The organism is Streptomyces sp. NPDC034103 (assembly GCF_055575395.1).
This window is the reverse complement of the sequence record NZ_JBVISS010000024.1, coordinates 42,166-65,526: the sequence shown is the minus strand read 5'-3', so window position 1 is coordinate 65,526 and position 23,361 is coordinate 42,166. Positions and strand designations below refer to the sequence as shown.

The 23,361-nt window shown below is 70.6% G+C and carries 28 protein-coding genes; 7 read left to right on the top strand and 21 right to left on the bottom strand.

Going from position 1 to position 23,361, the window contains the following annotated elements; all coding sequences use genetic code 11:
• The first annotated feature begins 9 nt into the window (after positions 1–9).
• The gene (locus ACZ56U_RS38010) at positions 10–846 is read left to right on the top strand and encodes a nitroreductase/quinone reductase family protein (RefSeq protein WP_469088505.1); all 837 of its coding nucleotides are present in this window, start codon (positions 10–12) and stop codon (positions 844–846) included.
• 38 nt (positions 847–884) lie between these two features.
• Here ACZ56U_RS38010 and ACZ56U_RS38005 read toward each other — a convergent pair whose 3' ends face one another.
• The 5 genes from ACZ56U_RS38005 to ACZ56U_RS37985 form a co-directional block, all read right to left on the bottom strand.
• The gene (locus tag ACZ56U_RS38005) at positions 885–2,906 is read right to left on the bottom strand and encodes a HelD family protein (protein ID WP_469088504.1); all 2,022 of its coding nucleotides are present in this window, start codon (positions 2,904–2,906) and stop codon (positions 885–887) included.
• A gap of 40 nt (positions 2,907–2,946) precedes the next feature.
• Positions 2,947–3,576 (bottom strand): TetR/AcrR family transcriptional regulator, encoded by a 630-nt coding sequence (locus ACZ56U_RS38000; protein ID WP_469088503.1) that lies wholly within the window; start codon positions 3,574–3,576, stop codon positions 2,947–2,949.
• 80 nt (positions 3,577–3,656) lie between these two features.
• Positions 3,657–5,765 carry a phosphotransferase family protein gene (locus tag ACZ56U_RS37995; protein ID WP_469088502.1) on the bottom strand — a complete coding sequence of 703 codons (2,109 nt, stop codon included), beginning with the start codon at positions 5,763–5,765 and terminating at the stop codon, positions 3,657–3,659.
• Positions 5,766–6,137: 372 nt separating this feature from the next.
• Positions 6,138–6,875, bottom strand: a complete 738-nt coding sequence (locus tag ACZ56U_RS37990; protein WP_469088501.1) for an HAD family hydrolase — start codon at positions 6,873–6,875, stop codon at positions 6,138–6,140.
• A complete protein-coding gene (locus tag ACZ56U_RS37985; protein WP_469088500.1) occupies positions 6,875–7,753 on the bottom strand; it encodes a GntR family transcriptional regulator in 879 nt (292 codons plus the stop codon). The genes ACZ56U_RS37990 and ACZ56U_RS37985 overlap by 1 nt, the downstream gene beginning before the upstream one ends.
• Positions 7,754–7,920: 167 nt before the next feature.
• Here ACZ56U_RS37985 and ACZ56U_RS37980 point away from each other — a divergent pair, with 167 nt between their 5' ends.
• The gene (locus tag ACZ56U_RS37980) at positions 7,921–8,112 is read left to right on the top strand and encodes a hypothetical protein (protein WP_469088499.1); all 192 of its coding nucleotides are present in this window, start codon (positions 7,921–7,923) and stop codon (positions 8,110–8,112) included.
• 27 nt (positions 8,113–8,139) lie between these two features.
• Here ACZ56U_RS37980 and ACZ56U_RS37975 read toward each other — a convergent pair whose 3' ends face one another.
• Positions 8,140–9,048 (bottom strand): winged helix-turn-helix domain-containing protein, encoded by a 909-nt coding sequence (locus ACZ56U_RS37975; RefSeq protein ID WP_469088498.1) that lies wholly within the window; start codon positions 9,046–9,048, stop codon positions 8,140–8,142.
• 176 nt (positions 9,049–9,224) lie between these two features.
• Between ACZ56U_RS37975 and ACZ56U_RS37970 the strand changes: the two genes are divergently transcribed.
• A complete protein-coding gene (locus ACZ56U_RS37970) occupies positions 9,225–9,407 on the top strand; it encodes a hypothetical protein (RefSeq protein WP_469088497.1) in 183 nt (60 codons plus the stop codon).
• A gap of 177 nt (positions 9,408–9,584) precedes the next feature.
• Here ACZ56U_RS37970 and ACZ56U_RS37965 read toward each other — a convergent pair whose 3' ends face one another.
• The gene (locus ACZ56U_RS37965; protein WP_469088496.1) at positions 9,585–10,841 is read right to left on the bottom strand and encodes a GNAT family N-acetyltransferase; all 1,257 of its coding nucleotides are present in this window, start codon (positions 10,839–10,841) and stop codon (positions 9,585–9,587) included.
• An 89-nt stretch (positions 10,842–10,930) separates the two neighbouring features.
• On the bottom strand, positions 10,931–11,503 hold the full coding sequence (locus tag ACZ56U_RS37960) for an RsiG family protein (protein ID WP_469088495.1): 573 nt from the start codon (positions 11,501–11,503) through the stop codon (positions 10,931–10,933).
• A 159-nt stretch (positions 11,504–11,662) separates the two neighbouring features.
• Here ACZ56U_RS37960 and dtd point away from each other — a divergent pair, with 159 nt between their 5' ends.
• The gene (dtd, locus tag ACZ56U_RS37955) at positions 11,663–12,088 is read left to right on the top strand and encodes a D-aminoacyl-tRNA deacylase (protein WP_469088494.1); all 426 of its coding nucleotides are present in this window, start codon (positions 11,663–11,665) and stop codon (positions 12,086–12,088) included.
• Between the two features lie 26 nt (positions 12,089–12,114).
• Here the strand turns inward: dtd and ygfZ are convergent, their stop codons facing one another.
• From ygfZ to ACZ56U_RS37930, 5 genes are all read right to left on the bottom strand, one after another.
• Positions 12,115–13,080, bottom strand: a complete 966-nt coding sequence (ygfZ, locus tag ACZ56U_RS37950) for a CAF17-like 4Fe-4S cluster assembly/insertion protein YgfZ (protein WP_469088493.1) — start codon at positions 13,078–13,080, stop codon at positions 12,115–12,117.
• 10 nt (positions 13,081–13,090) lie between these two features.
• Positions 13,091–13,528 carry a Fur family transcriptional regulator gene (locus ACZ56U_RS37945; RefSeq protein WP_469088492.1) on the bottom strand — a complete coding sequence of 146 codons (438 nt, stop codon included), beginning with the start codon at positions 13,526–13,528 and terminating at the stop codon, positions 13,091–13,093.
• 99 nt (positions 13,529–13,627) lie between these two features.
• A complete protein-coding gene (locus ACZ56U_RS37940) occupies positions 13,628–14,797 on the bottom strand; it encodes an RNA-guided endonuclease InsQ/TnpB family protein (protein WP_469088491.1) in 1,170 nt (389 codons plus the stop codon).
• Between the two features lie 80 nt (positions 14,798–14,877).
• The gene (locus tag ACZ56U_RS37935; RefSeq protein WP_289928029.1) at positions 14,878–15,453 is read right to left on the bottom strand and encodes a heme-binding beta-barrel domain-containing protein; all 576 of its coding nucleotides are present in this window, start codon (positions 15,451–15,453) and stop codon (positions 14,878–14,880) included.
• A gap of 214 nt (positions 15,454–15,667) precedes the next feature.
• Entirely contained in the window at positions 15,668–15,847 is a 180-nt protein-coding gene (locus ACZ56U_RS37930) for a hypothetical protein (protein WP_469088490.1), read from the bottom strand.
• Positions 15,848–15,881: 34 nt separating this feature from the next.
• On the opposite strand from ACZ56U_RS37930, the gene ACZ56U_RS37925 reads away from it, so the two are divergent.
• Positions 15,882–16,244, top strand: a complete 363-nt coding sequence (locus tag ACZ56U_RS37925) for a DsrE family protein (protein ID WP_391234051.1) — start codon at positions 15,882–15,884, stop codon at positions 16,242–16,244.
• Between the two features lie 17 nt (positions 16,245–16,261).
• On the opposite strand, the gene ACZ56U_RS37920 is transcribed toward ACZ56U_RS37925, so the two are convergent.
• The 8 genes from ACZ56U_RS37920 to ACZ56U_RS37885 all read right to left on the bottom strand — a co-directional run bounded on the left by ACZ56U_RS37920 (position 16,262) and on the right by ACZ56U_RS37885 (position 21,294).
• Entirely contained in the window at positions 16,262–16,522 is a 261-nt protein-coding gene (locus ACZ56U_RS37920) for a DUF3099 domain-containing protein (protein ID WP_469088489.1), read from the bottom strand.
• An 87-nt stretch (positions 16,523–16,609) separates the two neighbouring features.
• Positions 16,610–16,897, bottom strand: a complete 288-nt coding sequence (locus ACZ56U_RS37915; RefSeq protein WP_003991226.1) for a DUF1416 domain-containing protein — start codon at positions 16,895–16,897, stop codon at positions 16,610–16,612.
• A gap of 75 nt (positions 16,898–16,972) precedes the next feature.
• Entirely contained in the window at positions 16,973–17,812 is an 840-nt protein-coding gene (locus ACZ56U_RS37910; protein ID WP_469088488.1) for a sulfurtransferase, read from the bottom strand.
• 110 nt (positions 17,813–17,922) lie between these two features.
• The gene (locus ACZ56U_RS37905) at positions 17,923–18,003 is read right to left on the bottom strand and encodes a putative leader peptide (RefSeq protein WP_350310325.1); all 81 of its coding nucleotides are present in this window, start codon (positions 18,001–18,003) and stop codon (positions 17,923–17,925) included.
• 196 nt (positions 18,004–18,199) lie between these two features.
• Positions 18,200–18,928 carry an LmeA family phospholipid-binding protein gene (locus ACZ56U_RS37900; RefSeq protein WP_469088487.1) on the bottom strand — a complete coding sequence of 243 codons (729 nt, stop codon included), beginning with the start codon at positions 18,926–18,928 and terminating at the stop codon, positions 18,200–18,202.
• Between the two features lie 110 nt (positions 18,929–19,038).
• Positions 19,039–20,136 carry a hypothetical protein gene (locus ACZ56U_RS37895; protein ID WP_469088486.1) on the bottom strand — a complete coding sequence of 366 codons (1,098 nt, stop codon included), beginning with the start codon at positions 20,134–20,136 and terminating at the stop codon, positions 19,039–19,041.
• Positions 20,137–20,138: 2 nt separating this feature from the next.
• A complete protein-coding gene (locus ACZ56U_RS37890; protein ID WP_469088485.1) occupies positions 20,139–20,393 on the bottom strand; it encodes a MoaD/ThiS family protein in 255 nt (84 codons plus the stop codon).
• Between the two features lie 37 nt (positions 20,394–20,430).
• A complete protein-coding gene (locus ACZ56U_RS37885; RefSeq protein ID WP_469088484.1) occupies positions 20,431–21,294 on the bottom strand; it encodes an alpha/beta hydrolase in 864 nt (287 codons plus the stop codon).
• Positions 21,295–21,412: 118 nt separating this feature from the next.
• Here ACZ56U_RS37885 and ACZ56U_RS37880 point away from each other — a divergent pair, with 118 nt between their 5' ends.
• Together ACZ56U_RS37880 and ACZ56U_RS37875 are read left to right on the top strand one after the other, a co-directional pair.
• Positions 21,413–22,192 (top strand): winged helix-turn-helix transcriptional regulator, encoded by a 780-nt coding sequence (locus ACZ56U_RS37880; protein WP_469088483.1) that lies wholly within the window; start codon positions 21,413–21,415, stop codon positions 22,190–22,192.
• A gap of 84 nt (positions 22,193–22,276) precedes the next feature.
• Positions 22,277–23,299, top strand: a complete 1,023-nt coding sequence (locus tag ACZ56U_RS37875; protein ID WP_469088482.1) for a LacI family DNA-binding transcriptional regulator — start codon at positions 22,277–22,279, stop codon at positions 23,297–23,299.
• The last annotated feature ends 62 nt before the right edge of the window (positions 23,300–23,361 follow it).

Here is a 23,361-nt window from a genome sequence, read left to right as displayed (position 1 = left end):
GAGAAGAGAATGACCGACTACTTCAACCAAACGGTCATCGACGAGTTCCGTGCCCACAACGGTCGCGTCGGCGGCCGGTTCGAGGGTGCCCGGCTGCTTCTGCTGACCACCACCGGCGCCCGCACCGGCACCCGGCACACCACTCCCCTCGGCTACCTCCCCGACGGCGGCGACCGGGTCCTGGTCATCGCCTCGGCGGGCGGCTCCCCCAGACATCCGGACTGGTACCTCAACCTCCTCGCGCATCCCCAAGTGACCGTGGAGAGCGGCGCGTTCACCTACGAGGCGCGGGCCGTCCCCCTGGCGGGCGAGGAGCGCGACCGGTCGTTCGCGCGGGCCGTGGAGGCGGACCCCGGCTGGGCGGAGTACCAGGAGAAGGCCGGGGGCCGGACCCTGCCCGTGGTCGCCCTGTACGAGAGCGCGGCACCGGAACCCCCGAACATCCGGGCCGGTTCCACGGGCGAGGCGATCAGACTCGTCCACGACGATCTCCGCCATGAACTCGCCCTGATCCGCGAGGAGATGGCGAGGAGCACCGGCCCGACCCTGGGCGCCCAGCTCCGCGTCAACTGCCTCACCTTCTGCCAGGGCCTGCACAACCACCACACCGGCGAGGACACCGACCTGTTCCCCCTCCTCGCCGACCGGCACCCCGAGGCCGCCCCCGCGCTGGCACGGCTGGGCGAGGAGCACAAGCGGATCGCCGCACTGGTGGACGAGCTGAAGCAGGCGGTGTGGACGGCCGCCGGGCCCGCCGACGCCCGCGCCGAGGTCGAGCGGATCGCGTCCGAGGTGGAGGCTCATCTGACCTACGAGGAGGAGCAGTTGATCCCCCTGCTCAGGTGAGCCGCTGGACCGACAGGACCCGGGACAGCGGGACGCGCTCAGAACGGAAGCTCGCGCCCGTGCACCACCTCCAGCCCCGACACCGCCCGCGTCAGCACCACGTACAGCCGGTGCAGCCCCCGCTCCTCCGCCTCGGCGATCGCCGCGGGCTCGACGGCGACGACATGGTCGTACTCGAGCCCCTTGACCAGCGTCGCCGGCACGAGGGCCAGGCGGGCGCCCAGGTCGTCGGGACCGGCCGGCCTCAGCCCGGCGGCGTCCAGCGCCTCGCGGACCCGGGGCAGATCCGCGTCGGCGGCGATCACACCCACCGAACCCTCCCGCGCGAGGGCGTCGCGTGCGGCGGCCACGACCGCGCCGGGCAGGTCGCCGCCGGCGTCCCGGATCCGCAACTCGCCGTCCCGGCGCAGCGACCGCGCGGCCGGCACGTCCACGTCCAGCCGTTCCAGCAGCCGGTTGGCCAGGCCTACGACGGCCTCGGGCACCCGGAACCCGGTGGTCAGCGGCACGACGGCGGCCTCGGGCCGGCCGAGGTGCGCGAGCTGGGCGGCCCAGGTGCGCGCGGCCCACGGGGTGGTGCCCTGCGCCAGGTCGCCCAGCACGGTCAGTGAACCGAAGGCCGCCCGCCGGGCGATGGCCCGGCACTCCATCACAGAGAGGTCCTGCGCCTCGTCGACGACGACATGGCCGTACCCCTCGGGATGCTCGATCAGCCCGCCGACCTCGTCGAGGAGCACCAGGTCGGCGGCCGACCAGCGCGCCGACCGCCATGACCGCGGCGGCCTGGCCCACAGCAGCGCCTTCTGCTCGTCGGCGGTGAGCACCCCCTGGGCGAACCGCTCCAGCACGGCGGGCTCGGTGAGGAGTTCGGCGACCACCTCCTCGGGCCGCACCCGGGGCCACACGGCGTCGAGGAAGGCGCCGACCGCCCGCGCCCGCTCGATGCGCCGCACCCACGAGTGCGGCACCGGCCCCTCCCGGCGTTCGGCCTGCGCCCGTACGCAGGCCACCACCCGCGCCCGGACCCGCTCCCGCCCGATCCCGTACGGCGGCTCCTCGGCCCGCACCCCCGCCACGATCCGCACCAGTTCGTCGGCCGGCACCCGCCATCGGTACGTCCCGTCGGGGATCGCCAGCGCCTCGACCTCGCCGACGGACACGCGCGCGTACAGCGCCCGCCGCACCACCTCGGCCATCCGTACGTCGTGCTTGACGGCGGCGGCCCGCTCCTCGTCGTGGCCCTGGACCGGGTGGAGTGCGATCTCCTCCTGGAGGGTCGACTGCCGTACGCCGGTCTCGCCGAGGGCGGGCAGCACCTGCGAGATGTACGTGAGGAACGTGCGGTTGGGGCCGAGGATCAGCATGCCGCCGCGGCGGATGCGCTGCGGGTGGGTGTAGAGCAGATAGGCGGCCCGGTGCAGCCCGACGGCGGTCTTGCCGGTGCCCGGGGCGCCCTGCACGCACAGGGACATCCGCAGCTCACCTCGTACGAGATCGTCCTGCTCGGGCTGGATGGTCGCGGCGATGTCCCGCATCGGCCCGAGGCGGGGCCGCTCGATCTCGCGCAGCACGATGCCGCTGGCCCGGTCCTCGCCTTCCGTGAGGTGCTCGTCCTCCAGCCCGGTGAGGTCGGCGGAGTCGCCCTTGCTGCCCGGCGCCCACCCGAACCGCCGGCGCACGGCGACGCCCTGCGGGTCGCGGGCGCCGGCCTGGTAGAAGGCGCGCGAGACGGGCGCCCGCCAGTCGACGACGAGGGGCGGGGCGGCGGGCTGCTCGCTGATCCGCAGCCGCCCGATGTACAGCCTCTGACCGTCCACCGCCGAGTCCAGCCGGCCGAAGAACAACGGGCCCTCGGGCAACTCCCGCATCTCCTTGGCCCGGCTGCGCAACCGGTACCCGAGCACTTCGGCGTCGGCCCCGGAGGCGGAGACGTCCTCACCGGTGACGACGTGCTCCTGGGCCCCCTCGACCATGGCGGCGAGGGCGGCACGGCAGGTGTCGTGGTGGGCGCGTTCGAGGCGGAGGGCGTGGCGGAGGTCGGGGTGGAGGGGTGACGTCATGGGATGAGGGTACCCACATAACGTTACCGAGTTACATTTTTTACCGAGGGTCGCCCGCGCGGGCCAGCTGCGGCAGCCCACCCTCCAGCAGCTCGAAGGCCCGCCCGGCCGCCACCACGGCCTCCGCCCGTACGACGTCCGCGTCCTCGCCGCCGGTGATCCGCCGCCAGTTCTCCTGGGCCAGCACCCGCCGCACCGCCACGATCTGCCCCGCGGCCAGCCGCGCCTCCAGATCACCGCCCAGCGCGTCGGCGAGCGCGGCCTCCGACCGCTCCAGGTGCGTGTACATCCGGGCGACCAGGGCCGGGGTGCCGTAGAGCAGGTCGTAGAAGGCCAGCACGGCCGGATGGTCGCTGACCCCGGTGATCGGGTCCCCCCGCTCGATCCCCGCGACGAAGTCCCGCCGCAGCGCGACCAGCGGCGCCTCCTGCGTGGCCTCCCGCACCACCCGGGCGGCCTCGTCCTCGTGATCGGCGATCCGGTGCAGGACGAGGTCCTCCTTCGCCGGGAAGTACCGGAAGAGCGTCGGCTTCGAGATCTCCGCGGCGGCGGCGATCTCGGCGACGGACACCGCGTCGTAGCCCTTCTCCAGGAAGAGGCGGATGGCGATCTCGGAGACGGTCTCGTAGGTCCGCTGCTTCTTGCGTTCTCTCAGGCCGGGGGTGGTCATGGGGTGAGGGTACGAGGTGAACCGCGGTCACGGTCCGCCGGACGGACGGCGAGGAGCCGGCGCCCAGAGGAGCAGACGGACTACGCGAGGGCCCTGGCGAGGTACGGCGTCGACCGTACGGGCAGCCCGAGGGAGGCCGTCGCGGCCGCCAGGGTCATCGCGTAGGAGTCCACGGCGCGGCGGACGTTGGGGGCGTCCAGACTCGCGCCCGTCACCAGGCGGTCCAGGTCCACATAGGCGGAGCGCACGATCTCGATCCAGCGGTAGACGCCCCAGTCGCGGTGCCAGTCGGCGGTGTGCCCGGCGGGCAGCAGACGCTCCCAGCGGCCGAACATGCGGTCGCGGATCTCCGGCCGCGTCGGAGTGAGATGCATGTGCCGGACCAGGTCGTACAGCGGGTCACCGACGACGGCCATCTCCCAGTCGATGATGGTCAGGGGGGCCTTCCTGTCGGAGCGGCGCACGAGATTCCACGGGTTCAGGTCGCCGTGCAGCAGGGCGGGCCTGCGCCGCGTCACCTGGTGTCGGGCCAGGATCTCCTTGAGCCGGGGAGCGTCGGGCAGCCCCAGGAGCCGGGCGAGCTGCTGGGACTCTCTCGGCAACTCGGCGACCAGCTGGACGAGTTGCTCGCTGAGCCAGATGTAGAAGCACCCCACGCCTGCCGCCGGGTCGAGCCTTTCGTAGCCCACCTCGGTCAGGGCGAGGAGCTGGTCGACGAGGCCGTCCGCCTCGTGCGGCAGCAGTCCCCGCACGGGATGGCTGGGCGGCTGGTCCATGCCGGGCGGACCCACGTAGGTGTGAACGGCGAAAGGTTCCTCTTGGTAGCTCGTCCCCAGTGCCAGGAACCTCGGTGCCCGCACGGGGGCCTTGGACTCCTCGATGGCACGCAGTACGGCGTGCTCGCTGAGGAAGCCGCGTTCACGCCTGTGGACGTTCGCCACCTTGCGCCGCACCACGACGGGAAAGTCGACGCCGGGCACGCGCACCACCGTGTTCAGGTGTCCGGTGCCTTTGAAGATCCGCCCGGCCGGCGCCGCCCCCTCCGCACGCAGCGCCGCGTCCACGGCCCGGCGGGGAAAGGCGGTGTGCTCGGGGAACCGTGGGTCGGGGACCCAGTCGCTGACCCCCGCGGACAGGGCACGCTCCCCGGCTCTGGCGGCCCGCCACCGGAACAGGATCCGCTCGATCTCCTGCTCGCCGGGGACGCTGCCGAGCCCGATGGGCGGCGCCGCCGCCTCCAGCGCCCGGCGCACCTGCCCTTTCGCCTCGTCCAGGGTCTCCTGGCCGGTGGATCCCCGCAGCTGCCTCGCGGCCCGCATCACCTCGGAGAAGACGCCTCGCGCCTCCTCGAAGGCGAGGTAATGCGGAAGGTCCCGGTGCAGGTTGTTGCCGGCGGGGGGACGAACCAGCTGGACGGCGGCCGCCCAGGCGTCGACGACCTCTTGCCGCTGGTGGAGCGGGTAGCGCGTGCGGACGACGTGGTTGGCGAGGTCGTACAACGGATCGCCGTAGCTCGCCAGGTGCCAGTCGACCAGCACGACCCGCGTGACGTCGTCGTCCTGAACGACGATCACGTTCTCCCGGTGCAGGTCGCCGTGCAGCAGCCCGAAGGGGCGCCTGGACATCACCGGAACCTGCTCCGCCAGCCGGAGCATGGCGTCGTACCGGATCCCCAGGGCGGCGAACAGGCCGCCGAACGCGGCCCAGTTGGGCTGCACGATCTGCCGGTGCGCGGCGACCGCCATCGCCCGCAGAAAACCCTGGCTGTCCGAGTGGTTGCCGGGCCAGTGAGGGGGCAGGGTCGGCAGTGCTCCCCGGCGCACCTGGGCCAGGTCGGCGAGCACACCGGTCAGCGCCTCGACGTAACGGGCGTCGACGGGCTTGCCCTCGCCACCGCACAGCGCGGCGAGCGAGGCTCCGTCGACATGGCTGTGCAGGGCGAAGCCGTCGCCCACGACGAGGCAGTCCGGGACCTCGGGCAGCACGTCCTTGACGGTACGGAGAACCGCCGTCTCGTCCTGCCAGGTCCTGACCGCCGTGGAGAGCGCGTCGACCCGCGGGATCCGCACGGTCACGGGCGTGCCCGCCGCGCGCCCCACCAGTGGGGCCACCTCGTCCGACAGGGGCAGCAGATAGCCGCGGTGACGGTGTCCGCCGGTCTCCTGGCCCTGCCGTCGGGCCAGGCTCACGAAGGCCCGGAGAGCGTCGTGTCTGACGCGTTCCCCCGGGTGAGGACCGGGGCGAGGTGCTGATGGGCCCACGGGCCACTCCGGATCGATCGCGCGAGAGACAGAAGGTGGGGCAACACTAATTGCCGGTTTTATCAACCACGACCGGAGTCAAGCTTGAATAGCCCTGGCGGGTGAATGGCCACGCTTCTTCGCCAAGTCGTTCGAGATGGCTGGGCGCCATCTCATACGCACAGAACAGAGCGGTTGCTCAGTGGCGGTGCGGGGGATCCTAGCGCACGGGATTCGGCTCCTCGGCCATGACGCGACGAGGCGTTGCCGAACCGAATCCCACCAGGCTCGCGACGGCCCGGTGTTCGTGGCTCCGATGACTCAGGCCTGATCCAGGAGCACGTTCCGGATCTGTTCCAGGGAGCTGACCGTCACCTTGACCCCGGCGTCGCGCAGAAGCTTCTCCTTGCGTTCGTTACGCGCGTAGCCGAGGAACGGGACGCCCGCACTCCGCGCGGCCAGGAAGTCGTAGTCGGCGTCGCCGATCATCAGCGCCCTCGACGGGTCCACGCCCATCGCCGTGAGGGCGCGGTTCAGGCAGTGCGGGTGGGGTTTGAGGTGTTCCAGGCGCTGGGTGCGGCCGTAGATGTGCGGGGCGAAGCAGGAGACCAGGCCACGCCCGGCCAGGTAACCGGCGGCCGCGCGGGGAGAGTTGTTCGTCGTGACGGCGAGCCGGGCACCGACCGCCGTCCAGGTGCGTATCAGGGTGTCGGCGTGCGGAGTCGGCATGGCCGAGGCCGCGGCCTGGAGTTCCTCACTGGTGAGACGTTCCTCCAGCGCCTCGACGAGGTCACTGCCGGGGTGTCGTTGGTTGACGGCACGCAGGATGATCTGGGGGTCGAGGGTTTCGCGTTCGTCCTCTGTCACCAGGCCGCGCAAGCCTCTCGCCGCCAGCCAGTCGATCAGCCGGACCGCGACACCCTGGGCGGAGTGACGCGCGAACAAGCGGCAGATCGGGCCGTCGAAGTCCCACAGGACCACTCGGGCGCCGGTGATCAGTTCGCGGAGTTCCTCGAGTTCTGCTGTCACCGCTTCAGTCTGCGTCGTGTCAGAAGTCACTAGGAGAGTGTCAGGTCCGTCGTGATGGTTTCCCAGAGGGCGTCGAACCACTTCTGGGATTCCTCGACGAATGCCGCGTCCCGCTGGCCCGCCGACCTCAGGAAGGAGAAGAGGACGGACCGGGAGCCCAGGACGTCGTACATCTCCAGGGTCTGGCTCTCGTACTCCTCCTCGCGGCGTTCGAGCATGTAGTAACCGAGCAGCACTTCCTCGCCGTTGAGCAGGTACAGCTTCACGGGCGGGGTGAACGGCAGGGCGCGGAAGGCGACCTGGACCTCGATGCCGTGGGTGGAGCGGACCGCGTTGAGGTTGTACTTCAGGACGTGGGCCTGGGCGTTGCGCATCTCCAGCCAGCGCTGGTGGACCGGGTCGTCCTCGGTGTCGCGGTCGATCAGGACCGGGAAGGCGAGGTTGATGTCCCGGGAGGGCAGCAGGACGCGGAAGTGGATCGACCGGGGGCGGATCCGGCCCTCGTGGATGCGGCGGAGCGAGTCACTGAGGGCGAGCATGAGGGTCTCGGAGGTGTGGCTGACCACGTCCACGCGGACGTGGTCCGCCGTGAACGCCTCCGTCAGACGCGGCGCGAGTCCGACCATGGTCGGCTGGGGCGCGCCCCGGACCGGTGCCGGCTCGGCGATCCGCGGCGGGCTTCCCTTGCTGACGTTGGTGAGGAGTCCGTCCTCCTGGAGGGCGCGCAGCGCCTGGCGGACGGCGCCGCGCTCGACGCCGAACTCCTCGGCCAGCTCGGCCTGGGTCGGCAGGCGGTCGCCCGCCTTGAGGTCTCCGACGCGAATGCGTTCCCGCAGGATGTCGGAGATCTCCTGGGGCGAGAGCCTTCTGCTGCCGTTCACTGCCACGTTCTCCTGAGTCACGACCAAACGCTACAACTCCACCCCATCTTTGGGGAGTTGCCCGGAAGTTGTTTCAGACCAGGTACCAAGTGGGGACATCTAACACTGAGATGGTTGCCAACTTCGCCAAGTTGGCGGAAGTTTTGCTTCCTTGTCTGCCTCCTTGCCGCCCAACGCCCGAAGGGGGAACCACCATGGCCGCTGCTCTCTACCTCCTCGTCGCCGTCTTCGTCGTCGGCGTCGAGCAGACCCTCCAGTGGAGGTACGGCGCCGCCGGGGTCATCGCCCTGCTGCTGCTCACCATCGGCGTCAAGGCCAAGAGCCCGGCCTTCAGCTCCGTCGGCGCCGTCATGCTCGCCCTGCTGGTCGCCCGCCCCGCGCTGTGACACGGCGCCACACGACGGACGCCGGCGCTACGACGCGAACGTCAGGGGCGAACTGATCGTCTCCCACAGGGCGTTGAACCACAGGTGGGACTGCTCGACAAAGGTGGTGTCCCGCGTGCCGGCTCCCTGATCGAAGGCGAACAGCATCGACTGGGTCCCCTCGGCGTCGTACATCTGAAGGAACTCGTGGTCGACCTGCTCCTCGCGCAGGTAGAGGGTGTAGTAGGCGAACAGGGCCTCGGCGTCGTTGAGCAGGTACAGCTTCACCGGCGGCGTGAAGGGCAGCGCCCGGAAGGTGACCTGGACGTCGATGCCGTGGGTGGCGCGCAACGCCAGCAGGTTGTGCTTGAGCACCTGGCCCTGGGCGTTGCGCTGGGCCAGCCAGCGACGCTGGAGGCGGCCGTCCACGGAAGGGTCCACGGGGGTCGGGAAGGCCAGGTCGATCTCGCGGCTCGGCAGCAGGACCCGGACGTCGACCTTGGCCGGTTTCAGCTCTCCGGCGTGAATCCGACGCAGCGGCTCGCCGAGGGCGAGGTTGAGGGAGACCGAGGTCAGGCAGAGGGCGTCGATCTCGACGTGCGGCACCGCGAAGGCCTCGGCGATCCGCGGGGCGAGGGCCACCATCGTGGGCAGCGGTGGGGCTCCGGGGCCGGTCAGCGCCCTGCCGAGGTCGGGGGCGACGGTCGCGGGGCTCCCCTTGGACACGTTGGTGAGCAGGTGCTCGGACTGCAGGATGCGCAGGGCCTGCCGTACGGCACCACGCTCCACTCCGAACTCGTCGGCCAGCCTGGCCTGGGTGGGCATGCGCTGACCCGGCCGCAGCTCACCGGACCGGATCCGGGAACGCAGCTCGTCGGCCACCTCACGATGCGACGGGTGTGACCGCTGCGACCTCTCCCGTCCATTGACGGAGGCGTGTTTCGGGTCCACGACCAAACACTACAACTTCCCGCCATCTTTGGGCAGTTCAGAGGAAGGTGGTTATGAGACGCATCCAAACGGAGATAAGTACAGTGAAGTTGGTCGCCAACTTACCCAACATGGTCAAGGTTCCAGGGGGTTGGCGCCACCAAGCCGAACGACTCGACTTGCTTCGTCCAGGGGGGATCGTCATGCCGCTCGCCATCGCCATCGCCGCCCTTGCCATTGGGTTCGAGCAGCTCATCCAGTGGAAGTGGGGGCCGATGGGCATCATCGCCTTCGTCCTTCTCACCGTCGGCATCAAGGCAAGGAACACCATGGTCGGCGGCATCGGAGCGGCGATCCTCGTGATGCTGCTCGCCCAGTCCGGCTGACCGGACCGCCCAAGTCCGCGCAGTCGGCCGATCGGGCTCTCTTCCGGAGGGGAGCCGAGAGCCCGGTCGGTCAGCACAGCCACAACTGAACACCGACAACCGAACACCGCCGCGCACAGCCACAACTGAACAGCTACGGATCCACGGCAAGAGCAAGCGACATCGGCGTCAGGAGGCTCAGAAGACGTCCGGGCACCAAGGCCGCCCGGGCGTACGCAGCAGGGCGTCGGCCATCCGGCCGGCGCCCGCTCGTTCTTCCCGGACCCGGCCGAGCGCGACGAGCCGCGCGGCGGACTCGTCACCGAGCCAGAGCCTCGCCAGGTCGCCGACGTCGAGGGTGAGGTCGGCCGCTCGCGTGGTCGCCGTACAGGACGCCCCGTCCGCCCCGGCCTCCAGCAGGTAACGCCCGCCGGCCGGCCCCGCCCGGTCGGTGACCTCCAGCACCAGCGCCCCCTCCCCGTCGTACGTACGCGCCTGAAGAGCCCGTACGACGTCCAGGAGCCGCACCCACAGCCAGTCCGCCTGCGTGGTGATCCTCGCGGCGCGCGGATCGGGGAGGAACAGCGGGAGCAGATCGTCCGGGCCGCGCCGGCCGCTGCGCACCTTGGTGACCCAGTCGATCGAGCAGAGGTGCAGCCACAGGGCGCGCTCGGCGGCCGGCGCCGTGGCGATCAGCCACCGCACCGTGGCCGTCTCGGCGGGCTGCTTGTCCTCCCAGACGTCGTCGCACGTGTACGCCACCATGCCCTCCACCTCACCGGTGGCCGAGCGGTACACGGCGTAGAAGGGCTCGACCCAGGGGGCGCGGTCCAGGTGCACGGCCCCCGTCTCGATCTGCCACCACCGCTCGGTACGGCTGACCGCGCCGGGCAGGCGGCGCCGCAGCCGCTCGTACAGCTCGGGCCCGAGCTTGGTGACGTCCGCGCGGTCCACGAGGTCGACGCGGCCGCCGTCCTCCGGTCCCGCCCAGCGCGGGTCGATGCCGGCGCGCGGCACGTCCACCGTCCACTCGCTCATCGAGGTGGCCGGGCCGAAGCCGTAGCGGCCGTAGATCGGGTACTCCGCGGCGATGAGCGTGGCGACGACGTCCCCGCGCTCCTTCGCCGCACCGAGGTCCGCGGCCATCATGCGGGTGAGGATGCCGCGCCGGCGGTGCGTGGCCGTGACGGTGACGTTGGTGACGGCGTCGGCGGGAACGTCGGCTCCCCCGACGACCGTGAGCCGCTGGTCGAAGGACCGGAACGTGCCCACGCACCGGCCGCCCTCGAAGGCGCCGAGCGTCCGGGCCGGTTCGAGATAACTGCTCCGGTCCGCGATCTCCTCCTCGGACACCCCGGGACTGCGCAGGAACCCGGCGTTCAGGGCGCGGATCCACTCGGGGATCTCGGCCTCGCCGATCGGACGGACGTCGATGTCGGGGCGCGGTCGGCTCATGGGGTCACGTTAGGCCCGCGCCGGTGAGGGTGTCGCGGCGTTTTCCACGGGCCCCGTCACGCCTGCCCCGCACACCGCCTCCCCCTCCCTCACATCAGCAGGTCCTCCACCTGTGCCTCCCCCTCGCGGTACCGCCGCGCGATCTCCGCGCTGCAGTCGTCCGCGGTGCGCTGGAGGCGCTGGCGGCGTCGGGAGACCTGCTGTTCGTACCGCACGAGACGGGCCATCGCGGTGTGGAGTTCGAGGTCGGTGCGGGCCCGGAGGTCGGAGAGCTCGACCTCGGCGAGCATGTCGGCGGCCAGCCGGCCGAACTCCTCACCATGGGGCGTGCCCAGCGTGACATGGCGGGCGGAGGAGCGCTGGCGGGCCGGGGCGTCGGTGAGGATCTCGGAGAGGCGGTCCACCACCGAGCCCTCCCCGGCGGGCGAGCGACGGGCCAGCTCCGCGCGCAGGATGTCGATACGGCCCTGGAGCAGCCGCCGGACATAGCTGAGGTCCGCCTCGTCGCGCTGGGCGTCCCGGCGCAGGGTGCGCAGCTCGGGCAGGCACAGCGGGGCCAGATCGCGTTCGGGCGGGCCCGCGGGCGGCCGCGGGTCCAGCGTGCGCTGCACGGGCGGCCGGACCGCAGCCCCGGGCTGCTGTCCGGTACTCGGTGTGCTCATGTGCCTCAACCGTCCCCTCGACCGGGCGTGTGTGGTCATCGTGCCACCCCAAGTGGCCGCTATGTGACCGAGTGCCCCCGATCGGCCCCACATGGGGGGTTAAGGAGCAAAAACAATCCCGAGGAAAGGTCACTTCACGCGGCCCGGCATGATGGGTCCATGCGCGCAGTGGTACAGAGAGTGGACGGCGCGAGCGTCGTCGTCGAGGGTGAGACCGTCGGGGAGATCGCCGGGGAAGGGCTGTGCGTCCTCGTCGGCGTCACGCACGAGGACACCAAGCAGAAGGCGGCCCAACTCGCCCGCAAACTCTGGTCGGTCCGCATGCTCCACGACGAGAAGTCGTGCAGCGACATCGACGCCCCGCTCCTCGTCATCAGCCAGTTCACCCTCTACGGCGACGCCCGCAAGGGCCGCCGCCCCACCTGGAACGCCGCCGCCCCCGGCGATGTCGCCGAGCCCCTCGTCGAGGAGGTCGTCGCCCAACTGCGGGCACTGGGCGCGACGGTGGCGACCGGCAGGTTCGGCGCGCAGATGCGCGTGTCCCTGACGAACGACGGCCCGTTCACGGTGCTGCTGGAGATCTAGCGGGCCGCCGGTCCTGTCGAGCCGGCCTAGGGCTCCACGACCACTTCCTGGGCCGCCGCCGTGGTGTCCGCCATCAGGTGCGCGTCCACGGGGACGTTCCGCTTGATCAGGGCGAGGGCGACCGGGCCGAGCTCGTGGTGGCGTACGGAGGTGGTGACGAAGCCGACCTTGCGGCCGTCGGGGCCGTCGTCCGCGAGGCGGATCTCGGTGCCGGCCGGCGGCAGGTGGACCTCGCTGCCGTCGAGGTGCAGGAAGACCAGGCGGCGCGGGGGCTTGCCCAGGTTCTGGACGCGGGCCACCGTCTCCTGGCCGCGGTAGCAGCCCTTCTGGAGATGGACCGCGGTGCCGATCCAGCCCAGCTCGTGCGGGATGGTGCGGTGGTCGGTCTCGAAGCCGAGCCGGGGGCGGTGCTGTTCGACGCGGAGAGCCTCGTAGGCCAGGAGGCCGGCCGCCGGGCCCGCCTTCTCGGCGTAGGACTCCAGGTCCGCCCGGGGCAGGAAGAGATCACGGCCGTACGCCGTCTCCCGGACGACGACGCCCTCGGGGACCTCGGCGATCGAACCGGCCGGGAGGTGGACGACCGCGGTGTCGGCGGTGCGGTCGGCGACCTCGACCCGGTAGAAGAACTTCATCGACTCCAGGTACGCCAGCAGCGCCTCCTGGGTGCCGGGCTCCACATGGGCCCAGACCGTCGTACCGTCGTCGACCAGGTACAGCGCGTGCTCGATGTGGCCGTTGGCGGAGAGGATCAGCGCCTCGGTGGCCTCGCCCGTGGGCAGCTCGGCGACATGCTGGGTGAGCAGCAGATGCAGCCAGCTCAGCCGGTCCTCGCCCGTGACGGCGAGGACGCCGCGGTGCGAGAGGTCCACGAACCCGGCGCCCTCGGCGAGGGTGCGCTGCTCACGGAACAGGTCGCCGTAGTGGGCGGCGACGCCTTCGTCCACGCCTTCGGCGGGTACGGCACCGGGCAGGGACAGCAGAGGGCTCTTCATATGTACAAGCCTACGACTCGGTAGTTGAAGCCTTCAAAGAACAGTCCTTGCAGCGGCCGAAGATCGCGAAGTGCTTCAGGTCCGTCTCGAACCCGAAGGTCGAGCGCAGCTTCGCGGTGAACTCCGCCGCCACCTCGGTGTCCGCCTCGATGACGTTGTCGCAGTCGCGGCACACCAGGTGGATGTGATGGTGCCGGTCGGCCAGGTGGTACGTCGGCGCCCCGTGCCCCAGATGGGCATGGCTGACCAGCCCGAGCTCCTCCAGGAGCTCCAGGGTCCGGTAGACCGTGGAAATGTTGACCCCCGACGCCGTCTTCCTCACCTCGATGAGGATGTCGTCGGGGGTCGCGTGCTCCAGGGTGTCCACGGCTTCGAGCACGAGTTGCCGCTGCGGCGTCAGCCGGTAGCCGCGCTGCCTGAGGTCGCTCTTCCAGTCGGTGCTCACCACACCGACGAGTCTAGGCCTACGTCAGCCACCCTGGACCGTCGTCCCGGGTTTGCAGCTCAGGGCATCGATGGCTTCGACGAGACCGGCCGCGTCCAGCCCTCACGACACGAGGGTGAGAGCAGGGGCCACTGACCTGGCCCCGCAGACCCACACCCACCACCCACGAGAGGCGATGTTGTGGGACGCATTGAGGTCGGCGTGCTCAACGAAGCCGCAGGACCTGCAGGCGAACACGGCCTGTGACAGCCGGTTGCGCTTGTCGATGTGGTGACACCGGGAGCATTCCCGGCTCGAGTAGGCCGGATTCACGGACACCACCGGAACTCCGGCACGCTTGGCCTTGTATGCGATGAACTCGCCGAGTTGGTGGAACGCCCACGAGTGCAAGGTGACGCGTTGGGGCTTCTTGAGCCGTGCCCGCTCGCGAATACCACCCAGGTCTTCCAGGGCGATTCCGCGACCGGTGCGTTGAGCCTCCGCCACGATGCATTTGCTGATCTTGTGGTTGATGTCGCGAGCCCGGCGGGCTTCCCTGCCCGCGTGTCTCTTCATCCGTCGCTTGGCCGACTTTGTACCCCTCCGCTGCAGCTTCGCGCGCAGCCTCCGATCCTGTGCGCGGCGGCGGTTCAGGTGACGCCCGCTGTGCCGCCGACCGGTGGACGTGGAGGCAATGTTCACGATCCCCAGGTCCACCCCCACAAACCCGCCCGGCCTGCGGTTCTCCTCGGCCTCGGGGACCTCGCAGATCGCGATCAGGTACCACTGCCCGTTCCGATTCAACAGATCCGACTCGCCTCGTCGGTAGCGGGACAGCAGCTTCAACTGCTCCGGATGCCCGGTAAAGGCGATGTTCTTCAGGCGTCCGCTGGTGGTCCAGATCGATACCGTGGTGGCGCCCATCTGCCAGGACAGGCAGCGGTCATCGAACGGCTGTGCCGCCCCCGCACGAAACATGATCGGCTTGGAGGTGGCCCTCGTATACCGTTTCGAGCCCGGCCTGCCCAGGTTCCCCGCCCGCGCACTCGCCTTCAAGGCGGCGTAGGCGTCTGCGACCTTCCGCAGCACATGCAGTGCAGGCTGCGCCGACAGCCCCCGCGCCCGCAGGGCAGCGTACGCAAGAGCCTGCAGCCCCGCGCGCGAGGTCACCTGACGGGCGAACGCCTCAGTCGAGAGCCAATTCGCTGCCTCGTTGCAGGAACGCAGGGTCACCTCAAGTGCCGCCGCCTGCTCGGGCGTTGGCAGGAGCTTGACCCGTACCACCAGCTTCACGACGACGAAGCTAGACGGTGTCCCCTGCCCTGCCCCGCCAAACCACACGGTTCATCCGAACAGGTGACCACCACACGGAATTACTTGAAGAAGGCGATGCCGTCGTCCGGCATGTCGTCGGGGAGGGCCTTGGCCCAGCGCTCGACGTCCTCCGGGGTGACGACCTTCTTCAGGTGCGCGGACATGTAGGGGCGCAGCTCGACCTCGGGGGTCTGCTTCTCGCCGACCCACATCAGGTCGCTGTTGACGTAGCCGTACAGCCGCTTGCCGCCGGTGTAGGGGCCGGAGGCCGCGGTACGCGCCACCGCGTCCGTGACCAGGTCGATCTGGGGCTTCTGCTTGGCCAGCTCGCCGTACCAGATCTCCACGACGCCGTCGTCACGGACCATCGTGATCTCGACCTTGCGGTCGGCGTCGACGCGCCAGAAGCCGTGCTCGGACTCCAGCGGACGGACCTTGTTCCCGTCGTTGTCCAGGACCCAGGTGTGGGACTGGTACTCCAGGAAGTCGCGGCCGTCGTGGCTGAAGGTGACCTCCTGCCCGAAGTTGCACTTCTCGGAGCCGGGGAAGTCGTGCACGCCCGCGCCGGCCCAGTTGCCGAGCAGGAAGACGAGCGGGACGAGGTCCTTGTGGAGGTCGGACGGGATCTCGATCATGAGAGCAGTTCCTAGATCTGGGTCAGCGCTGGCCCTGGTACAGCTTCTTCACCGTCAGCCCGGCGAAGGCGAGAACGCCGACGCAGACCAGGGCGAGCAGGATTTCGAAGACAACCTCAAGCACTTGGTGCTCCTACGGTGAGCGAGGGTGGGCGGTACAAGGCCGGGCCCCAGCTTAGTCGGCCGGGGCCCCGCCTTCTCTGCGAGGTACGCCTCATCCGAGGAGCTGGCTCTGCGGCACCACCGTCTGCTGGAACGGCACCGCCGCCGCGCCGCCCTTGCGGGACTGCACGACCAGGGTGAGCACGTCACCGGCGACGAGGGAGCCCTGCCGGACGTGCTCGGCGCCGAAGGGCTTGGCCTCGTTGCAGACGTACCGCTGGACGTTGTCCACCTCGACCTTCAGGGGCGTTGATTACGATTCAGGCATGGCGAAGAAGCTCGTGATCAAGGTGACGGCGGGGGCCGATGCCCCCGAGCGCTGCTCGCAGGCGTTCACGGTGGCGGCGGTGGCCGTGGCCAGTGGGGTGGAGGTCTCCCTGTGGCTGACCGGCGAGTCGGCGTGGTTCGCGCTGCCGGGCCGTGCCGCCGAGTTCGAGCTGCCGCATGCCGCCCCGCTGCCCGACCTGATCGACTCGGTCCTGGCGGGCGGAAAGCTGACGCTGTGCACGCAGTGCGCGGCCCGCCGGGACATCACGGAGAAGGACGTCATCGAGGGCGTGCGGATCGCGGGCGCCCAGGTGTTCGTGCAGGAGTCCCTCGCCGACGACACCCAGGCGCTCGTGTACTGAGCCGCCGGCCCCCTGGGCTATCGCGGCCGTTTCTTGCCGTCCAGCTCGTCCCACCACTCGTCCGACGTGGGGTCGCCGGAGGGGTCGTCCCACCAGCGGTCGTCGGGGCCGCGCCGGTTGGCGACCATCGCGGCGACCGGCGGGATCAGCATGGCGACCACGCACATGCCGACGGCCACGGGGACCGACCACAGGCGTACGACGCCCCAGGCCAGGACGAAGAGTCCGATGCAGGTCCCCATCATGGCGAAGTACACGTGCCGCCGCCGTGCGTACATACCTCCAGCGTAGGTCCGCGCGTGCCGAAGGGCCGCACCCCGAGCGTCCAACCCGGGGGTGCGGCCCTTCAGCCGTTCAGGGGTGCCTCAGACGGCGATCGCGACCTCGGCGAGGCCACCCTGCTGGGCGACGACCGTGCGGTCGGCGGTGGCGCCGGGGACCAGGGCGCGAACGGTCCAGGTGCCCTCGGCCGCGTAGAAGCGGAACTGGCCCGTGGCGGAGGTGGGGACCTCGGCGGTGAACTCGCCGGTCGAGTCCAACAGGCGGACGTAACCGACGACGGGCTCGCCGTCCTTGGTCACCTGGCCCTGGATCGTGGTCTCACCGGGCTTGATCGTCGAGGCGTCGGGGCCGCCGGCCTTCGCTCCACACATGTCGTTCTCCAAGAGGGGTCTGACCGGAGGAAGGCCGGTCGGGATCTGCGGGGGTGGGTTCGCTTGCTGCGGGGCTTACTTGTTGGCGCCGAGCTCGATCGGGACGCCGACGAGGCTGCCGTACTCGGTCCAGGAGCCGTCGTAGTTCTTGACGTTCTGCACGCCCAGCAGCTCGTGCAGGACGAACCAGGTCAGCGCGGAGCGCTCACCGATGCGGCAGTAGGCGATGGTGTCCTTGGCCAGGTCGACCTGCTCATCGGCGTAGAGGGCCTTGAGCTCCTCGTCCGACTTGAAGGTGCCGTCGTCGTTGGCGTTCTTCGACCACGGGATGTTGCGGGCGCTGGGCACGTGGCCCGGGCGCTGCGACTGCTCCTGCGGCAGGTGGGCCGGGGCGAGCAGCTTGCCGGAGAACTCGTCGGGGGAGCGCACGTCGACCAGGTTCTGCGAGCCGATCGCGGCGACGACGTCGTCGCGGAAGGCACGGATCGAGGTGTTCTGGGCCTTGGCCTTGTAGTCGGTCGTGGGGCGCTCGGGCACCTCCTCGACCAGCTCGCGGGCGTCCAGCTCCCACTTCTTGCGGCCGCCGTCGAGGAGCTTGACGTTCTCATGGCCGTAGAGCTTGAAGTACCAGTAGGCGTAGGAGGCGAACCAGTTGTTGTTGCCGCCGTAGAGGATCACCTGGGTGTCGTTGGCGATGCCCTTCGCCGACAGGAGCTTCTCGAAGCCCTCCTGGTCGATGAAGTCACGGCGGACCGGGTCCTGGAGGTCCTGCGTCCAGTCGATCCGGATCGCGTTCCTGATGTGGTTCTTCTCGTAGGCGGACGTGTCTTCGTCCACCTCCACGATCGCGATGTTCGGGTTGTCGAGGTTGGCCTCGACCCAGTCGGCGTCGACCAGGACGTCGCTGCGGCTCATGCTCTTTCTCCTCCGGGGCAGTTGCGGCGGGGCGCGCGAGTGCGAAAGGGGTGCGCGGGGCGCACCGCTGCCTTGGACAGGCAGGGTGATGCGGAAGGCGGGGCTTCCGCTCAGAAGGTGCGACAGAGCATGGCGGCAACGCGGCACAGGTCCACTGCCCGCCGCTTCGTGAGATCCGCCTGTCGCTTCATGCCGTCGATCGTAGGGACGGACAGCCGGGCATGTCACCGGCGTGTCGTATTTTGAGACGCGATCGTCCGGGATGTGGGATCAGAGCGCCGTCGGGGCCGTGTTCGCACCGGTTCCGGGCGCGGGTGTCCGTCATCACATCTGCCGTACGGACTATCCGTCTCGCCCCTCGGACAGCGCTGCCCGCCGTACGCGGTCCTACCCGGCCAGCTTGACGTTCGAACCCTTCACCGTGACCTCGACGCCGTCCGCCGCCGCCTCGACCTTGTCGAGCTCGATGCCGCCCGGCAGGTCGTCGATCTTCTGCTGGAAGTCGGTGATCGAGCGGACCTTGCCCTCCGCGACCTCGACGACCAGGTTCGGCAGGTTGTCGGCGTGCACCCGCACGGTGTCGCCGTCGACGGTGACCGTGCTGAGCACCGGGTACGTCGAGGACCTGCCCAGGGCCGCGACCTTGACGTTCACCTTGATCTTGCCGTTGCCGCCGTCCGCGAGGCCGACGACCTCGGCGGTCGCCCCGGGGAAGATCTGCGTCGGCTCGGACCGGGCGGCCTTGAGCAGCTCGGCGTAGGAGATCGTCGCCGTGCCGTCGGCGGTGGCGGCGGTGGCGGAGCTGTAGTCGCCGGAGAAGGCCACGCTCTTGAAGTTCGCGCGGATGTCGTCGATGCGGATCTTGTCGCCGTCGGTGCCGGCGGTGGCCTCGTAGTCCTTGATGGCGACCTCGGTGTCGTCGAGCTCGCCGGAGGCGACCTGGGTGAGGAAGGGGAAGCCCTTGATCGACACGTCGGGGGTGACGGCGAGGTTCTCGGTGGTCTTGAGCTTGTCCGCCACCTCGCCCTCCGCGAAGTGGACCGCGACACGGTCGGCGATCACGAAGAGGCCGCCCAGAATGACGACGACGATCAGAAGTATTCGCAGTGCGCGCATTCTTTGGTGTTCCCCCACCTAGGCGGTCTACGTCCGGAAGTCACCGTAACTCCGGTGCGGGCGGCGACCTGCGAATTGTCGATCACCTGTGACAAGCGGGGTCGGGGGTTCTACCCGAGCGCCCGTCCCAGCAGGTACACCGCCGGGGCGGCCGCCGCCAGCGGCAGCGCCACGCCCGCGGTGAAGTGCACGAAACGGGAGGGGTAGTCGTAGCTCGCGACGCGGTGGCCGATCAGCGCGCACACCCCGGCGCCCGCTCCCAGCAGCGCGCCCTCGGAGCCCAGGTCCGTCATCCCGCCGACCGCGATGCCCGCGCCCGCCGCGGCGAGCAGGGCGACCACCACGGAGGCCGGTGTCGGCAGCGGCAGCGCGCGGGCCAGCACGGCGACCGCGACCGAGGCCGCGCCGACCGTCACCGCGTCGGCGGCGGCCGCGAGGTAGCCGGACGCCACGATCGCCAGCGCCGCCGAGGCGACGGTGGCCATCAGGCCGTACATCCGGGTGTCGGGGTCGGCGTGCGAGCGGAGCTGGAGGACCAGGGAGAGCAGGACCCAGACGCCGAGCGTGCCGAGGATCGCGGCCGGCGCGCGGTCGGCGGCGAGCAGCGCGACGTCCGCGACCACCGCGCCGAGGAACGCCAGCGCGATGCCCTGCCGGGCCGGCCACATGCCGTTCAGCCGGAACCAGCCGGCGGCCGTCACGGCCTGAAGGACGACGAGCGGGACGAGCAGCGCGTACGACCCGACGGCCGCCGCTGCGGCGAGGAGCAGACCGAGGAGCGCGGTGAGCGCGGCGGGCTGCATGCCGGGCTCGATGATCGGGGAGCGCCCCTCCAGGCGGGCGCGCTGGGCGTCCGTGATGCGGGCGTTGCCGCCGAGGGTGGGGGCGCCGTACTCGGAGGAGGCGGGCGCCGCGGGCTCGGGCTCGGGGGGAGGCGCGCCGGCCCCGGCCGGTTCGGTGTACGCCGGCTGCGCGTAGCCCTGCTGCGGCAGGTACGACGTCTCCGCCGCCGGTGCGACGGGCGCCTGCGCCTGGGTCTCCCAGGTCTGCCCCTGCCACTGCTGGGTGTCCTGCTGGGCGGCGTGCGAGTCGTCGTGGCCCTGCTGCTGCCCGGGCCACGCCTGCTGCTGGTGCTGCTGGTTCTGGTGCTGCCAGTACGGGTCGTACCCCTGCTGGTACTGCTGCCCCTCATACGGCTGGTCGGTCATCGTCACCCTCCTGCGAACGGCGGGAGCACCTCGACCGTGCCGCCGTCGGCCAGCCGTACCGTCTCATGTCCGCGGGTGCCCACGGGGTCGCCGTCGATGAGGAACGAGCATCGCAGCAGGACGCGCGTGAGCTCGCCGGGGTGTCGTTCGCGCACGGCGTCGAGCGCCTCGGCGAGCGTGTCCGCGTCGTACGCCTCCTCGGCGACGCCGGCCGCGGCCTTCGCGGCGGCCCAGTAGCGCACGGTGACCTTCGGCATCCGGTTCCTCGATCGATCGGCTGTGTACACGGTCAGGCTAGCCGCCCTGTGCGGCGGCCCAGTCCCCGATCCGGGCCAGCAGCTCGTCGGGGGCCGCGTTCTCCGCGTGGCCCATGCCGGGCTCCAGCCAGAGTTCGCCGTGGTCACCGGCGGCTTCGGCGAGCATGCGGGGGTGGTCCAGGGGGAAGTAGCCGTCGCGGTCGCCGTGGACGATCAGCAGGGGCGTCGGCGCTATGCCCGGGACCGCCTCCACCGGGGAGAGCGGGACCGGGTCCCAGTCGCGGTGGTGGATCCGCGTACGGAGTCCGTAGCGGCCCAGCAGACGTCCCTCGGGGCGGGTGATCAGCCAGTGGACCCTGCGCATGGGGGCGGTGCCGCGGTAGTACCAGCGGGCCGGCGCACTCACCGAGACCACGGCGTCGGTGCGCGCTTCCGTGCGCCCTGCGCGCTCCGGCCCGTGCAGCGCCGCGTGCCGCAGCACCACGGAACCGCCCATGGAGAACCCCACGGTCACCACGCGCGCGTGGCCGAACGACCGCGCCCACTCCACCGCGGCGGCCAGATCCAGCACCTCCCGGTCGCCGACCGTCGAGCGCCCGCCGGAGGCGCCGTGGCCCCTGAAGGAGAACGTGACCACGGCCCCGTACTGCGCGAACGCCGCCGCCACCCTCCGAACATGAGGCCGGTCCGCGTGGCCCGTGAAACCGTGCGCGACCACGAACACGAGGTCACGCGCGGGTGGCGCGGAGGCGTCGTATACGAAGGCCGGCGGGTCGTATACGGAATCGATCGACACACCATCGTCAGTGTGCAGAAACGTCCGGATAGGTGCGTGTCTGTTCGTCTCAGAGTTCGGACTCACGGTGGAACGCGCCACACGACCTGCCGGATCAACGCTCATGTGGGCTATTCTCCAGGGAAGAGGACTCGGGCGACGCAGCCCCCGGGTCCTTTTGTGCTTTCGGTACCCCTTGTATACGAAAGCCGCGACCTCGCGGGACCGAGGAGGAACCAGACGTATGAGTTCTCTGCTGCTCCTGACCAACGCCCTCCAGCCGTCGACGGAGGTGCTTCCGGCCCTCGGCCTGCTCCTGCACAACGTGCGCGTGGCACCGGCTGAAGGCCCCGCTCTCGTCGACACCCCCGGCGCCGACGTCATCCTCATCGACGGCCGCCGCGACCTCCCGCAGGTCCGCAGCCTGTGCCAGCTGCTGCGCTCCACGGGGCCCGGCTGTCCGCTCATCCTCGTCGTCACCGAGGGCGGCTTGGCCGCCGTCACCGCCGACTGGGGCATCGACGACGTCCTGCTGGACACCGCGGGTCCCGCCGAGGTCGAGGCGCGGCTGCGCCTGGCCATGGGCCGGCAGCAGATCGTCAACGACGACTCCCCCATGGAGATCCGCAACGGCGACCTCTCGGTCGACGAGGCGACCTACAGCGCCAAGCTCAAGGGCCGGGTCCTGGACCTGACCTTCAAGGAGTTCGAGCTGCTCAAGTACCTCGCCCAGCACCCGGGCCGCGTCTTCACCCGCGCCCAGCTGCTCCAGGAGGTCTGGGGCTACGACTACTTCGGCGGCACCCGGACCGTGGACGTGCACGTACGGCGGCTGCGCGCCAAGCTCGGCCCCGAGCACGAGTCGCTGATCGGGACCGTCCGGAACGTCGGTTATCGATTCGTTACGCCCGAGAAGGGTGGGGCGGCCCCGGACGAGGCAAAGTCCAAGAACGAGCGGCAAAAGGCGGAGGATGCGGACGAGACGGCCGCTCTGGACGCCGCCGAGGTCAGGGCCGACGTGTAGCCGGTCCCGGAAACGCTCAGGCGGGGCCCGGAGAAGCTCCTTCTCGCCCTGCCCAGAGCGGGTCCATCCGCGTAGACTCCGCGCGTGGCCAAGGTAACCAGGGATGACGTGGCGCGACTGGCGGGGACGTCCACCGCCGTCGTCAGCTATGTCATCAACAACGGACCCCGGCCGGTCGCCCCGGCCACGCGCGAGCGTGTCCTCGCCGCGATCAAGGAACTGGGCTATCGCCCCGACCGGGTCGCCCAGGCGATGGCGTCCCGCCGCACCGATCTCATAGGCCTGATCATCCCCGACGCCCGTCAGCCGTTCTTCGGCGAGATGGCGCACGCGGTCGAACAGGCCGCCTCCGAGCGCGGCAAGATGGTGCTGGTCGGCAACACCGACTACGTCGGCGAGCGCGAGGTCCACTATCTGCGGGCGTTCCTCGGGATGCGGGTCTCCGGCCTGATCCTGGTCTCCCACGCGCTGAACGACCTGGCCGCCGCCGAGATCGAGGCCTGGGACGCCCGGGTCGTCCTCCTCCACGAACGCCCCGAGGCCATCGACGACGTCGCCGTCGTCACGGACGACCTCGGTGGCGCCGAGCTCGCCGTCCGCCATCTGCTGGACCACGGCCACCCCTACGTCGCCTGCATGGGCGGCACCGCCGACACGCCCTCCGTCGGCGACCCGGTCTCCGACCACGTCGAGGGCTGGCGGCGGGTGATGGACGAGGCCGGGATCTCCACCGAGGGGCGGTTGTTCGAGGCGCCGTACAACCGCTACGACGCGTACCAGGTGGCGCTGGGTGTGCTGGCGGGGCCCGAGCGTCCGCCCGCGATCTTCTGTTCCACCGACGACCAGGCCATCGGCGTGCTGCGCGCGGCGCGCGAGCTGCGGATCGACGTGCCGGGCGAGCTGGCGGTGATCGGGTTCGACGACATCAAGGAAGCGCCGCTCGCGGACCCGCCGATGACAACGATCGCATCGGACCGGTCGGCGATGGCGCGGGCGGCGGTGGATCTCGTCCTGGACGACGGTCTGCGCGTCGCGGGTTCGCGGCGCGAGCGGCTGAAGGTGTTTCCGTCGAGGCTCGTCGTCCGGCGCTCCTGCGGCTGCGAGTAGGTCCGGCTGTCGTCCGGCGCTCCTGCGGCTGCGAGTAGGTCCGGCTGCCGTCCGGCGCTCCT